We start from the raw sequence: 13,551 nt of genomic DNA on the forward strand, positions 1-13,551 counted from the left end.
ACCTCATGCACGACACGAGACCTCCTCTCATTTCACTTCTTTTTCACAAACAAGGGCTATACTGTCAAAATGGACTTTGCCGACAAAGGAGAAATTCGAAGTGTTGAAAACCTTGCAAGACCTGTTGACAGAGCTGAAACAGCTCGTGACATGGACATATTTAGACAACCCTGCCGAAACGATGATTGAGGGCATTTCCTTCTCCTCAAAAGAAATTAAACAAAATTTTTTATTTGTTTGTATCTCAGGCTATCGCCATGATGGCCATGACTACGTGAACGAGGCGATTCATAACGGGGCGGTCGCCATCGTCGCCGAACGTCCGATTGAGGCCCAGGTACCTGTCATCTATTGTAAAGATACGAAACATGCCCTCGCCGAACTCGCCAGTGCGTTTTATGACCATCCCTCGACGCGACTTCGTCTGCATGGCGTCACCGGGACGAACGGAAAAACGACGACGACGGCGCTCGCCCATCAATTGTTTGATCACGTCGGCATGTCAGCCGGACTCATCGGCACACTCGGCATCACGTACGCCGGGAAGACGTTTGAGACACCGAACACGACGCCTGACCCGTTGACCATCAATCGCCACCTTCACGCCATGGTCGAGTCAGGTGTCACCGACTGTCTGATGGAAGTCTCGTCTCAGGCCATCGCGGAGGCACGGATTGCCGGCTTGGAGTTCGAGACGACTTCATTCCTCAACCTGTCCCACGATCACTTGGACTATCATGGGACGATGGTAACGTACGCCTACACGAAAGCCCAGTTGTTTGCACAGTTGACGGAGTCTGGATGTGGGATCGTCAATGAAGATGATCCGCATCACACGCTCATGTTGTCGATGGCACCGTCCGCCGCCAACTCGTTTTTGTTCAGCCGTCAGTCGACTGCCGCGGACTTGGTCGGGCATCGAAAAGACGAGCAGTTCATGCTCGAATTGGGTGACGAAGCGGTCCAATCTCCCCTCCCATTCTATGAGGACTATAACCTCGATAACACGTTGTGCGCCATCAGCATTGTCCTGCAAACCGGGGTTCCGTTGGCAGAGGTCCTTCCTCATGTTAAGAAGTTGACGTTGCCGAGCGGACGCCTCGAACGAGTGACCGGAATCGAACAATCGGTCTATATCGACTATGGACATACGCCGGACGCCATCAAACAAGTCGTGACGGCATTGACGAACCGCTACCCTCGTGTACTCGTGCTGCTCAGTGCTGCCGGCGAACGTGACCGAATGAAGCGAAACATCATGACAGAGGTCGTCGTTGCTTCAGGCGCAGTTATGATTTTGACGGTCCATGACCCACGTCACGAAGATCCGCAACAAATCCTTGACGATTTGGCGACCGAACAATCTGCCGAGCTTGCACGTTTCGACGAACGCGAAGCAGCCATCCGGTTCTTCTGCGAACGGATGGACGACTACGACTGTGGTGTCTTATTCGGGAAAGGGCATGACCGCGTCGAGCGCATCGGAGACGAGGCCGTGCCGTTCGACGAACCCGCACTCGTCCGATGCTTTCTTCAATCGCCCGAACTGCCCTGAGGGACAAGGAGAACGTTCCCCTTCTCTCGAAACCGTTACGTAGACGAGACGGCTCAGAATCATAGGAGGACCACATATGAAAATTTTGATTGTCGATGACGAAATGAAAATGAGACGGTTGCTCCGCTTATTCTTAGAAGGCGACGGCTACACCTGTATCGAGGCCGCTGACGGACGAGAAGCGATGGAACGGATTTCCGAACGTCCGGACTTGGTGATGCTCGACATCATGATGCCCGGCGTCGATGGGATCACGTTGTGCCGCCAAATCAAGGCGCTCGATGCCGAACTGCCCGTCGTCTTGTTGACGGCCCGCTCGGACAGTGAGACCACAATCCGTGGGTTAGACGCAGGTGCCGACGATTATGTCACGAAGCCGTTCGAAGGAAATGTGCTCCTGGCCCGGATTCGTGCGGTGTTGCGACGGAGCCGTGTCACCAATGTGAACTACGGACAGCTGCGCTATGAGGAAGCGAGCGGACGGATCCTCTATCGAGAACAAGAAGTCGTCATGACGCCGAAAGCGACGGCCATCTTGAAACTGTTCTTGCAACATCCGAACCGGCTATACAACCGGATGGATTTATACGACTTGGTGTGGCCCTACTCATCCGAATCGGACCCGCGCACGGTCGATGCCCATATCCGCATGATTCGCGACAAACTCGGTGAGGCCGGCTTCCCGATTGACGATTATTTGAAGACGGTGTGGGGACGCGGATATCGCTGGACCGAGGAGCGGTCGGACTCATGACATTCCGACGTAATAGCCTCCCGTTCCGAATCAGCCTGATCTTTTTATTGACGACGTTATTGATTGAAGGCGTCTTGTTCTTATTGCTCTACCATACGCTCCTAGGTGAACGTGTTGTCGAAGAAATCGACCGGCTCGAATCGAGAGCGGAAAGCCATGCGAGCGTACTGGCGATGAGTTTTGATGAAGAGACGATTGGCCACGTCGCGACGATGGAGAGCGAGACCGATACGAAAGTCGCCATCACCGCTCCCGACCACTCGATTCTACAGACATCCAACCGCTTCCCCGACCCGCTCTCGGTGCTCGTCCAAACTGAAGCAGAGCGAGGGGATGCCGATGTGACGACCATCCTCGAAGACGATTGGGAGAACGAACCGTATCTCGCGGTACGGACCCCGATTGATGCGATGGAAGGCGACACCCGCTACGGGTATGTGTATATGTTTCTACCGACCGAGATTATTCATGGCATCAGCCATCGGCTCCAGCTCCGGTTTCTTTATATCACCGGCATCGCCCTCGTCATCACCATCATGACGTTCGTCTTGCTGAGCCGGTTGATTTCAAATCCGATTCAGCTGTTGCGCCGAGCGACCGAGGATGTGTTGACGAATCCCGAGACGTTGACCCTGCCGACGTCCCGAGAGGATGAGATCGGCGAGTTGGCCCGCTCAATTGAAGCGATGTCGCTTGAACTGGCTCGTCTCCGGAAAGAACGAAATCAGTTCTTGTCCGACCTTGCCCACGAGATTAAAACGCCGCTCACGTATCTGCAAGGATATGCCGAAATCGCATCCAAACCGCAGACGCCAGAGTCGTTAAAAGAACAGTCGATTCAGACGATTCTCGAAGAGAGCCAAGCGTTGACCGAGCTCGTCGAGAACGCGTTCCAGCTCGCCCAGTTGGACGAGAACACGTTCACGTTGCATCGCGAACCCGTGGCCGTCGGTGCGCTCTGCGACGATTTGCAACGCGTGCTCTCCACGATGTTCCGAGTGACACCGATCGCGTTTGCTAGCAGCACCGACTGTTCCTCCAAGGACGTCGTCTTGCAGTTAGATCGACATCGCATCTTACAAGTGTTCCGCTCCATCGCCCACAACGCAATTCAACATAGCGAGGCACACCACGTCCGATTCGATATGCAACTTACGGATGAAGCACTCCACTTCACGATTCAAGACGATGGGAAAGGTATCCCTCAAGAAGATCTGCCTTACATCTTCGATCGCCTGTACCGGGTCGAAAAATCACGCTCCCGTCGTACGGGTGGCAGTGGACTCGGACTTGCCATCGCCCATCAAATCATCCGGTTGCATGATGGTACGTTGACCGTCGCCTCTGATTCATCTGGGACGATGTTCACCATCACGCTTCCGCTCCACTAAAAAAATCCGGCACCTGAGCTCAGGTGCCGGATTTTTTTCATTTCACTTTCCCTGCTTGCAACAGTTGCGTCCATTCCTCGTCTTCAAAGACGTACACACTGTTATCCGATGTCGCTAGCAAAAATCGCCCGTTTTGGCTGACCAGTTCGATCGGGACGCTGTCCGCGTTCAGCGAGGGCAGCTCAACGGTCGTCTCCGTCTCGTCGGTCAAATCCGAGACCACAAGATCGAACGAGGCACCTGTTTTAGCGATATACGCCAGTTGCCCCTTTGCTGCGGCCATCGTGACGATATTTCCTTGATTGTTGAACGCCTCGAACGTGTCTCCCCCGTCGTCTGAGACGAGGATGCCGTCCGGGCCATAGACGAAGACGCGTTTCGGTTCGCTCGCATCGGCTGTGATGCCGGCGATGCCTCGACCTTCGATCCCATCCATCTTCATCGGCTCAAACGACTTACCACCGTCGAGCGACCGATAAAAATCTGGTTCGAGTTCACTTGTCGCCGTTTCTAAATACACGTAAAGGCTCTCGGATTCAAAGCCCGCACTCATGTAGTGAAAATCGGCCTCGCCCTCTAGCGAACGAATCTCGAGCGTCTCCCCTTTATCGGTCCCGCGGACGACACCGAGCGGATTTTTATACGGCGAATCCTGTGCCGGGTGACCGCTCGCATAGAATCCGTCTTTGACGAGCTCGAAGCCCATATAGTCGTGACGGTTCGACGACAATTCGTACCAGCCGTCTTCTCTGAATTCCATCAGTCCCGTATGCGTCGCGATGACCGGACGCCCGTCTGGCCAAAAGCCGGCACCGTGGATATGCGAGACCACGATGCCTGTTTTTGTCGCTGTCCAGCGGTCCGGCACCTGTTCCGTCGACGTCTCTTTTTCTTCCGTGACCGGTTCCTTCGACTCGCTCGCTGGTGTCGCACCCCCACACGAGGCAAGAAATACAGTCGTCAAAAACATCGGTACGAATAGCTTTCGTTTCATAATAGTTCCCTCCATCTTTAGCATCCTCCTCATTATAGAGACCAAAGATGAAAGAATTGTTAAAGCTTGAGCGTCCGGGCATTGAGCGCGACGATGACGGTACTGAGACTCATGAGCACGGCACCGACGGCCGGTGACAAGATGATGCCGATTGGGGCCAACACACCGGCCGCGAGCGGGATGGCGACGATGTTATAGCCGGCGGCCCACCACAGATTCTGAATCATCTTGTTGTATGTGTTGCGAGACAAGTCGAGAATCGACAGCACGTCTTTCGGGTTGCTCCGGACGAGAACGATATCGGCCGTTTCGACGGCGACGTCGGTGCCGCTCCCGATGGCAATGCCGACGTCCGCTTGGGCCAAAGCCGGTGCATCATTAATGCCGTCCCCGACCATCGCCACTTTGCTGCCATCGGCTTGGACGGTTTGCACTTGCCGTGATTTATCATCCGGCAACACTTCGGCGTACACTTCCTCGATATGAAGTTGCGACGCCACCCAGTCGGCCACTTTTCGGTTGTCACCAGTGAGCATGATCGAACGGACGCCCCGGTCTTTCAACGCTCGGACCGTCTCTTTCGCTTCATCGCGAACCATGTCCGCCAAGGCGATCATACCGACCAAGTCTCCGTCTCGAATCGTGAAGACGACGGTCTTCCCGGCGGCTGATAACTGGTCGAACGCCGTTTCGTCAATTGAGAGCTCATGCTTCCGAATATAGCGGGGGCTGACGACTTGAACGTGACCTCCCTCTACCTGTCCTTCTAATCCAACCCCCGTGATTGAAGCGAAATCGACGACTTCAGGCAACGTCAATTTGCGTGCTTCCGCTTCCCGAAGAATGCCTCGTGCGAGCGGATGCTGCGAGGCCGTCTCGACCGCGGCGGCCAGACGTAACACGTCCTCTTCTGTATGAGCAGATGCGGCCTCAATGTCCGTCACCCCGAAATCGCCTTGCGTCAACGTTCCCGTCTTATCGAAAATGACCGCATCGAGATGACGCGCCTCTTCGAATTGGGTCCGATTCCGAATCAACAGTCCGCGTTTCGCCGACAGGGCTGTCGAGACCGCCACGACGAGCGGAGACGCGAGACCGAGCGCGTGCGGACATGAGATGACCATGACGGTGACCATTCGTTCGACGGCCATACTGACCGGATATCCGAGGGCGACCCAAATGGCGAACGTCAGCACTCCCGATCCGACGGCGACATAAAACAAGAACTTGGCGGCCCGATTGGCTAGGTTTTGCGTTTTCGATTTGGATTCCTGAGCTTCTTTGACCAAGTCGATGACTTTCGCCAAGTATGTGCTCTCTCCCGTGCTTGTCGTCGAAATCGTCATGCTACCTTCTTGGTTGATTGATCCTGCGATGACGACATCCCCTGTCTCTTTTTCGACAGGCATCGATTCACCGGTCAACATCGACTCATCTACCGTCGTCCGCCCTTTCAGCAGTTCCCCGTCGACAGGAATCTGCTCGCCCGGTTTGACGAGAATCAAATCCCCAGCAGCGAGCGCCGAGACGGGAACGTCCTCGATGTCACTCCCGTTGATGCGGTGTGCCACGCTCGGTAATAGACGAACGAGCTGTTGCAACGCGTTCGACGCACCCATGATTGAGCGCATCTCAATCCAGTGCCCGAGCAACATGATGACGATTAACGTCGCCAACTCCCAAAAGAAGTCATGTCCATGCCCATATCCGAACACGATGGCAACACTATAGAAGTACGCGACGCTGATGGCAAGTCCAATCAGCATCATCATCCCCGGATTTCGTTGACGCAATTCATCGATGCTCCCTTTCAAAAATGGCCACCCTCCGTAGACGTACACAATCGTCGCCAACACGAATAGCGTCTCCTTTTCATAAGGAAACGTGAGTTCGAAATCGGCCCACTCTTGAATCATATCTGACAAGATGAGAATCGGGATCGTCAGCCCTAACGAGACGAAAAATCGACGCTTATACTCTTCAATCATCCCTTCATGTCCGCCGGCGTGCGAGTCATGCGCTTCCCCGTGTTCATGATGAGATGACGCGTGGTGTGAATGTTCCACGTTGACCACCTCCTATGTATACCATATACCCCTATATAGTATATAAAAACTTATTTTCCGTTTAACAAATATTTCATAACTTGTTGGTATAACTAAATAGGCTCTCGCTTTTAACCGAAAGGATGATACCTTATGAACCGCGTAATGAAATGGGTCATCGGGATGGGTATAGTCAGTATCGTGATTGGATTGTTCTTGCTTTTATTCACGTTTGCTCCTGGAAACTGGATGATGGGCAACGGTTCATTCATGGGAGATCGAAACGATGGTGGCATGATGCATGGCAACGGCGGGATGGGACGTGGGGGTACCGTCGAGCTCGTCGCGTCGAACGAACCGAATCAACGACTCCCCATCCCGGAACGGCTACAACCTGACCGTGTCACGGACGAGGCGCTCTATTATACGGTTCGTACCGAACGTGGCGAGCACCGATTTTTCAATCAAGGTGTCAGTACCGAGACGCTCGGCTATAACGGGAATTTGCTCGGACCGATGATTGAATTGCCAGCTGGAAAGACCGTCTATATCAATACAATCAATCAGCTCGATGAACCGACCTCGTTCCATTGGCACGGTCTCGTCATCCCGGGAGCCGAAGACGGCGGACCCCATCAATCGATTGCCCCGGGCGAACAAAGACAAGTTCGTCTCGACATCGACCAAGAACCGGGCACACTCTGGTTCCACCCACATCCGATGGGCGCGACGGCCGAACAAGTATACCTTGGTTTGGCCGGACTCTTGTACGTGACGGATCAAGCGGAGACCGGGTTGCCGAATGAATACGGTGTCGATGACATCCCGCTCATCGTTCAAGACCGTCTCTTCACAGACGACGGACAACTCGATTACGACCGTCAGATGAACGTCGATGGGACGGTCGGTGATACGTTGATTGCGAACGGAGCGATCAATACAACGTTCGACGTGACGACGAATACGTTACGCGTCCGTCTCGTCAACGGCTCTAACGCCCGAAATTTCGACTTCTCCCTATCGAACGGGGAGGCGTTCACTCAAATCGCGACTGACGGCGGATTGCTCGATCGACCGGTTTCGCTTGAGACGTTGACGCTCACACCTAGCGAACGTGTCGAGATTTTAATCGACTTCTCCGACTTGTCGATCGGGGACAATATCGCTCTTCAAGCTGACCGGATTCCGTTCACGACGTTCACGGTGCGCGACCATACCGAGCAAGACGGTGATTGGACGGATGCTTTCACGGAAGCCCCTGTCGCTAACGAGTCGAGCGAGGCCGACCGCCGGCTCACGTTGTTCGGGATGGGCAATATGGTGACGATTGACGGCAAACAGTTCGACCCTGACCGGATTGACATTAACGTCCGGCAAGGCTCGACCGAGGTGTGGGAAATTTATAACCGAGAAGACATGATGGGCGGGATGACCCACCCGTTCCACGTCCATGGCGTCCAATTCCGGATACTTGAACGGGACGGCAAGCCTCCGCCTGACAACGAACGTGGCTGGAAAGATACGGTCGCCGTCGCACCGGGCGAGAAAGTAAAAATTGAAATGACGTTTCGAGAGACAGGGACGTTCATGTATCACTGCCATATCCTCGAACATGAGGAAAACGGGATGATGGGACAATTGAAAGTAGACTAATCACACTTAACTTGGAGGGAATATAAATGAAATGGAATAAGAAACTTGGCATGATGACGATGGCACTCTCGCTGAGCGGTTTACTCGTTGCTTGTGGTGAAGACGACACGACGAATACTGATACGAACATGAATGATCAAATGGAAGAGACGATGGACGGCAACGACCATTCCGGAATGGATATGTCCGGGTCTGGTGACGTCCCCGATGGCTTGAAGTCAGCAGAGAACCCGACGTTCGCGGTTGGGGACAAAGCCGTCATCACCGAGGCCCATATGCCCGGCATGGAAGGCGCGGAAGCGACCATCGTCGGCACCTACGATACAGTCGCCTACAGTATCTCGTATGACCCGATGCATGGCGGTGAGCGCGTCAAAGACCATAAATGGATCATCCATGAAGAGATTGAGGATGCACAGAACGACCCGTATGAAGTCGGCGATGAGGTGGAAGTCGATGCCGAGCATATGAGCGGTATGGGCGGCACGACTGGTACAATCGATTCTGTCGAAGAGACGACTGTCTATATGGTCGACTTCACGTTAGAATCCGGTGAAGAAGTGACCAACCACAAATGGGTCACCGAGGAAGAATTGTCAGCACCTTAATTGAAACGTGGTCACACTTTCTCAGTAAGAACAGGCAAGCTAAACCGGGGCACATGCCTCGGTTTTTCTTATGTATGGGACGAAGCATTTCAAGGAAGCAACTGACAAAAGGGGTTGATTCTCATCGACCTCTTTTTGATTTAGGCTAAACTAAATTAAATTACCCTGTTTTTCAAAAGCTAAACTACGAGAAAACGGAGTTTTTTTGAATTTTAGGCATATATTCTTTTATCAACAAAACGTTGTATGTCTCATTTCCGTTGATATGACTGGACTTTCTAAAATACACAATCGTTTTCATAACGATTATACTTTTTTGAAATATAAATGACATATTTGAAACTATTTTTTGATGGTAAAATTTTTTTGTAAGGTAATTATCATTGTTTTGTCGCATTGTTACATAATTGAAAGGATTTACCATACCATGAAAAAACAACTTATGACGATCACATTAGGCGCTCTTCTCGTTTCCGGCTTGACACTTCCTGCCTCGACACCGGTAGAGGCTTCGACATCGTATAAAGTCAAAGTCACGACGAATGTTTTGAATGTCCGTACCGGCCCTGCGACGACTTATCAAAAAGTCGGTAGCGCCACACTCGGCCAAACATTCAAGTATCTAGGCGCGACCGGTTCATGGACAAAAATCAGTTATAACGGCAGCACCAAATACGTCGCAAGTACATATGTAAAAAAATATAGCGCCCCTTTCATCATACCGACGAAAGGCACGTTGACGCAAGGCTACGGGCCAGCGAGCGGCAAGTACGGCTACACATTCCATAACGGCATTGATTTGGCGGCCGCGAAAGGCACGCCAGTCCAAGCAGCAGCAACTGGACAAGTCATCGTCGCCCGCAATTACGGTGCGTACGGCAACCACGTCATGATTTCGCATACAATCAACGGTCAAGCATACACGAGCGTCTACGCCCACATGGACCGCTTGAACGTCGTCAAAGGACAGACAATCGCCAAAGGCGCGAACATCGGAACGGTCGGCAATACCGGCAACTCGTTCGGAAGCCACCTCCATTTCGAGATTCACAAAAATAAGTATGTCTACAGTAGCTCGACGGCTGCGAATAGCGTCAACCCGTATACGTTGTTCTAATCCTAACACCTTCCTCTAACATCCGAGGAAGGTGTTTTTTCCTAGAATCGTGCGCATTCCGTCCGACTATCCCGGTTGTGTCCCATTTCTAGCTAGGTCTATGGGGGGTATAGGGAATCATCGGCGAATATCGTATAATAAAGGAGTATGTCGGATATTACTTTACGTATATATATAGCTTTATATCGAAGGGAGGTTCGCGCGATGACTCGAAAGTCATTCTATCCGGCTCGCCGGTACCATGGACGCTCGACGGCGAAGCGAATGAATCGGACCCATGTACCCCACACGTTAACGATTCACTCGATTGTCGAAGAAGCTCAAGATGCGGTCTGTTATATCGACTTCACACGAAACCATCTGTATTCGAATGAACAGCTTCGTGCCATCTGTCCCTCGATGGTCACCCAGCGTTTCTCGCGTCCGGAAGATATGACCCGCTTCTTCCACGAAGCGTTCGAGCGGAACGGTGCAAATATGACGGATGTAACGCTGTTTTGGGAGGAGCTCATGACGAACCGGTTCGGCTGTTGTCCGAGCATGGACGCGAAGTCGCTCCGCATCGGCGAGCGAACGATGCAAGTCATTGTGAACTTCACACATACGCCGCGCGGCGCATTCCTCATGTGGCGAGACATCACAGACTCGATCCGCTTCGAGGAGCAGAAAGACACCTTCTTGGCCGAACTGTCCCACGAGTTCCGTTCCCCGCTCACGGCCATCAACGGTTATGCAGAGCTGCTCATGTATCAACATCACGACGATGAAAAGACGCATGGGATGTTGACGCTCGTCAAACGGGAGGCCGAGCGCCTCGAGCGCCTCGTCGATAACTTCCTCGATTATCAGCGCGCGAACTATTCCGTGGAGCTCTTGTCGTTGTCGACGTTCGACTTGCGACCATTGCTCGAGGACGTCGTCGCGCACTATGAAGCGACGGCACCGCAGCATGACGTCATCTTGTCTGCGGATGACATGACCCTCGAGGCCGATCAGGAGAAGCTGTTGCAACTGCTCCATAACTTGATTGGGAACGCGATCAAGTATTCGCCGAACGGCGGCACGGTCTACGTCGAGCTGACGACCGAAGACGACACGTATGTCCTGTCGGTCCGTGACACCGGAATCGGCATCCCGAGTGACGCCATCCCGTATGTGTTCGATGAGTATTACCGGGTCGACTCGGATGCACACCGCCCGATCAAAGGGACCGGTCTCGGCCTTCGCATCTGTAAACGGATCGCCGAAGCGCACGGCTGGGGCATCCATGCCGACTCCGTGTACGGGGAAGGCACGACGTTCTCCATCTACTTATATCCCAATAGTTCGACGCATGCGACGTCACTCGCCGAACGGGAGACGTCCGACTGACAAGACCGTCTTTTTTGAATGAATCACCTTTAAAGCGGGAACAGACGAGAAGAGAAACGTAGAAAGGATGATTCGCATGAAACGTCAACGTGGCTTTTTGGCACTCCCGGTCGCCGTCGCCTTTATTCTCATTTTCGGACTGTTGTTCGACAACTGGTGGCTCGGACTCGGGATTGGCATCGCGATGTTCTTCGCGTTCCAAGGGACGAAGAAGAAGGCTTGAAACTTTTTGAGGCGGCGCCCGTAGTAATTGGACAAAGGAGGCATGCTCCATGTCCAATAAACAAACGACCGGCAGCTACGCCTTTCCGCTCGCCCTCGGCGTCGGTGTCTCGACTGCCATCGCGCTCGATCACTACTTGATTGGACTCGCAATTGGCGTCGGGTTGTATTTTGCTTTTAGTGATTCGCCGAAGAAGACATGACAAAGACCGCTTCATTGAGCGGTCTTTGTCATGTAGATCCGTGCCTCGTGTGGCATCATTTGATGGGTGTCATTGATGAGGTTTTGCAGGACGAGCTCGTATCCCTCTGTCTGAATCGGAAGATCGTGGGGATGATCCGAATGGTTCAAGATAATGATGAACCGCTCGTCTCCTAACGTCCGTTCATACAGATGCAACGATTCGTCTTGTAGGAGCAAGTCTGTAAAGTCGCCATAAATGAGCGCCTCATGCGATTTCCGCAGTCGGATCAACTGCTGATAGTAGCGGAAGATGGAATCTTCACGCGCCAAGTCCGCCTCGACGTTCAACTCGACGTAGTTCGGGTTGATAGTCATCCAAGGACTGCCACTAGTGAAGCCCGCTTCGGATTGACCGTTCCACTGCATCGGCGTCCGCGAATTATCCCGACTGAGTAATTGCAGGCTCGCCAATACCTCTTTCGGTTCACGCCCCTTCGCCACTTCTTCGGCGTATCGATTTCGCATGGCGATATCTTGATAATCGTCAATCGAGTCAAACGTGACACCGGTCATGCCAATCTCCTCGCCCTGATAGATGTACGGCATGCCCGGAAGCGTATGCGTGAGCGTGGCGAGCAGTTTCGCTGAGGCGACGCGATGTTCCCCGTCATTGCCATAACGCGTCACTTGCCTTGTATGGTCGTGGTTGTTCAAGAACTGTGAGTTCCAACCCCGTCCTCTCAACCCTTCATACCAATCACGTTGAATCTCCTTGAATCGCAACATGTCCCACGTCGGCATCTCGTCGGCGATTTGGAAATGGAACAACGTGTCGAGTTCACGGCGCGACTCATCAACATAGAGTGCCCCTTCGGCCGGGGTCACGAACGGAATCTCGCCGACCGTCATGCAATCATAATGCTGCAGCACTTGCTCGTGCATCTCTTGAAGGTAGTCATGGATGCCAGGATTGTTCGCCAAGTAACTCAAGTCATAGGGGTTGGCGACATCCGACAAATTCTTCCGTTTCGCCAGCAAATTGATGACGTCCATCCGGAATCCGTCGATGCCTTGATCGAGCCAGAAGCGCATCATTTTGTAAATCTCATGCCGCAACTCCGCATTCTCCCAGTTCAAATCCGGTTGTTCGACGGCGAACGAGTGATAATAATATTGCCCGCTCTCCGCATGATACTCCCAGCACGACGGCGCAAAGTACGAGCGCCAGTTGTTTGGTGCTTTTCCGTCTACAGGGTCATGCCAGATGTAGTAGTCTCGTTTTGGTGAGTCGACCGATGCTTTCGCCTCTAAAAACCATGCATGCTGATCAGATGTATGATTGACGACGAGGTCTAGGATGACCTTTAGCCCAATTGCGTGCGCTTCCTGAAGCAAACGCTCGAAGTCTTCCATCGTGCCCGCCTTGTCCATGACCCGGTAGTAGTCGGCAATATCATAGCCGTTATCTTTGTCTGGTGAGACATAGAACGGGTTCAACCACACGACGTCCGCCCCGAGTTCTTTGATATATGGCAACTTTCGGCGCACCCCTTCTAAGTCGCCGTAGCCATCCTCGTTCGTATCCAAGAAGCTCCGCCAATACACTTGATAGACGACGGCCTCTTTCCACCATGTTCGCTTCATTTCATCTCCCCCT

The 13,551-nt window shown here is 52.9% G+C and carries 12 protein-coding genes; 9 read left to right on the plus strand and 3 right to left on the minus strand.

Annotated elements, in window-relative coordinates; all coding sequences use genetic code 11:
* The first annotated feature begins 100 nt into the window (after positions 1–100).
* The 3 genes from KNP95_RS04470 to KNP95_RS04480 all read left to right on the plus strand — a co-directional run bounded on the left by KNP95_RS04470 (position 101) and on the right by KNP95_RS04480 (position 3,700).
* The gene (locus KNP95_RS04470; RefSeq protein ID WP_214835696.1) at positions 101–1,555 is read left to right on the plus strand and encodes a UDP-N-acetylmuramoyl-L-alanyl-D-glutamate--2,6-diaminopimelate ligase; all 1,455 of its coding nucleotides are present in this window, start codon (positions 101–103) and stop codon (positions 1,553–1,555) included.
* Positions 1,556–1,631: 76 nt separating this feature from the next.
* Positions 1,632–2,309: a response regulator transcription factor gene (locus KNP95_RS04475; RefSeq protein WP_021066180.1), complete on the plus strand. Its 678-nt coding sequence runs from the start codon at positions 1,632–1,634 to the stop codon at positions 2,307–2,309.
* Positions 2,306–3,700 carry a sensor histidine kinase gene (locus KNP95_RS04480; protein WP_214835700.1) on the plus strand — a complete coding sequence of 465 codons (1,395 nt, stop codon included), beginning with the start codon at positions 2,306–2,308 and terminating at the stop codon, positions 3,698–3,700. The genes KNP95_RS04475 and KNP95_RS04480 overlap by 4 nt, the downstream gene beginning before the upstream one ends.
* Before the next feature lie 37 nt (positions 3,701–3,737).
* Here the strand turns inward: KNP95_RS04480 and KNP95_RS04485 are convergent, their stop codons facing one another.
* Both KNP95_RS04485 and KNP95_RS04490 read right to left on the minus strand, forming a co-directional pair.
* A complete protein-coding gene (locus tag KNP95_RS04485; protein WP_214835703.1) occupies positions 3,738–4,694 on the minus strand; it encodes a F510_1955 family glycosylhydrolase in 957 nt (318 codons plus the stop codon).
* A 59-nt stretch (positions 4,695–4,753) separates the two neighbouring features.
* Complete coding sequence (locus KNP95_RS04490) at positions 4,754–6,610, minus strand: heavy metal translocating P-type ATPase (RefSeq protein ID WP_483299316.1); 1,857 nt, start codon at positions 6,608–6,610, stop codon at positions 4,754–4,756.
* 282 nt (positions 6,611–6,892) lie between these two features.
* Between KNP95_RS04490 and KNP95_RS04495 the strand changes: the two genes are divergently transcribed.
* From KNP95_RS04495 to KNP95_RS04520, 6 genes are all read left to right on the plus strand, one after another.
* The gene (locus KNP95_RS04495) at positions 6,893–8,392 is read left to right on the plus strand and encodes a multicopper oxidase family protein (protein ID WP_251138458.1); all 1,500 of its coding nucleotides are present in this window, start codon (positions 6,893–6,895) and stop codon (positions 8,390–8,392) included.
* A gap of 26 nt (positions 8,393–8,418) precedes the next feature.
* On the plus strand, positions 8,419–9,000 hold the full coding sequence (locus KNP95_RS04500) for a YdhK family protein (protein WP_214835706.1): 582 nt from the start codon (positions 8,419–8,421) through the stop codon (positions 8,998–9,000).
* Between the two features lie 427 nt (positions 9,001–9,427).
* Positions 9,428–10,117 carry a peptidoglycan DD-metalloendopeptidase family protein gene (locus KNP95_RS04505; protein ID WP_214835709.1) on the plus strand — a complete coding sequence of 230 codons (690 nt, stop codon included), beginning with the start codon at positions 9,428–9,430 and terminating at the stop codon, positions 10,115–10,117.
* A 204-nt stretch (positions 10,118–10,321) separates the two neighbouring features.
* A complete protein-coding gene (locus KNP95_RS04510) occupies positions 10,322–11,488 on the plus strand; it encodes a sensor histidine kinase (RefSeq protein ID WP_251138459.1) in 1,167 nt (388 codons plus the stop codon).
* 76 nt (positions 11,489–11,564) lie between these two features.
* A complete protein-coding gene (locus KNP95_RS04515) occupies positions 11,565–11,711 on the plus strand; it encodes a hypothetical protein (RefSeq protein ID WP_021066172.1) in 147 nt (48 codons plus the stop codon).
* Between the two features lie 49 nt (positions 11,712–11,760).
* Positions 11,761–11,913 carry a hypothetical protein gene (locus KNP95_RS04520; RefSeq protein ID WP_158001036.1) on the plus strand — a complete coding sequence of 51 codons (153 nt, stop codon included), beginning with the start codon at positions 11,761–11,763 and terminating at the stop codon, positions 11,911–11,913.
* Positions 11,914–11,924: 11 nt separating this feature from the next.
* On the opposite strand, the gene KNP95_RS04525 is transcribed toward KNP95_RS04520, so the two are convergent.
* Positions 11,925–13,538 (minus strand): glycoside hydrolase family 13 protein, encoded by a 1,614-nt coding sequence (locus tag KNP95_RS04525; protein ID WP_214835712.1) that lies wholly within the window; start codon positions 13,536–13,538, stop codon positions 11,925–11,927.
* Positions 13,539–13,551: the final 13 nt, after the last annotated feature.

The organism is Exiguobacterium sp. s36 (genome assembly GCF_018618345.1).
Taxonomy (GTDB): Bacteria; Bacillota; Bacilli; order Exiguobacteriales; family Exiguobacteriaceae; genus Exiguobacterium; species Exiguobacterium chiriqhucha.

Bases quoted from the DNA above. Each gene is read 5' to 3' on its own strand.
- KNP95_RS04500 (WP_214835706.1), top strand. From the start codon at position 8,419: ATGAAATGGAATAAGAAACTTGGCATGATGACGATGGCACTCTCGCTG.
- KNP95_RS04510 (WP_251138459.1), top strand. From the start codon at position 10,322: ATGACTCGAAAGTCATTCTATCCGGCTCGCCGGTACCATGGACGCTCG.
- KNP95_RS04505 (WP_214835709.1), top strand. From the start codon at position 9,428: ATGAAAAAACAACTTATGACGATCACATTAGGCGCTCTTCTCGTTTCC.
- KNP95_RS04525 (WP_214835712.1), bottom strand. From the start codon at position 13,538: ATGAAGCGAACATGGTGGAAAGAGGCCGTCGTCTATCAAGTGTATTGG.
- KNP95_RS04495 (WP_251138458.1), top strand. From the start codon at position 6,893: ATGAACCGCGTAATGAAATGGGTCATCGGGATGGGTATAGTCAGTATC.
- KNP95_RS04475 (WP_021066180.1), top strand. From the start codon at position 1,632: ATGAAAATTTTGATTGTCGATGACGAAATGAAAATGAGACGGTTGCTC.
- KNP95_RS04490 (WP_483299316.1), bottom strand. From the start codon at position 6,610: ATGATTCAAGAGTGGGCCGATTTCGAACTCACGTTTCCTTATGAAAAG.
- KNP95_RS04480 (WP_214835700.1), top strand. From the start codon at position 2,306: ATGACATTCCGACGTAATAGCCTCCCGTTCCGAATCAGCCTGATCTTT.
- KNP95_RS04485 (WP_214835703.1), bottom strand. From the start codon at position 4,694: ATGAAACGAAAGCTATTCGTACCGATGTTTTTGACGACTGTATTTCTT.
- KNP95_RS04520 (WP_158001036.1), top strand. From the start codon at position 11,761: ATGTCCAATAAACAAACGACCGGCAGCTACGCCTTTCCGCTCGCCCTC.
- KNP95_RS04515 (WP_021066172.1), top strand. From the start codon at position 11,565: ATGAAACGTCAACGTGGCTTTTTGGCACTCCCGGTCGCCGTCGCCTTT.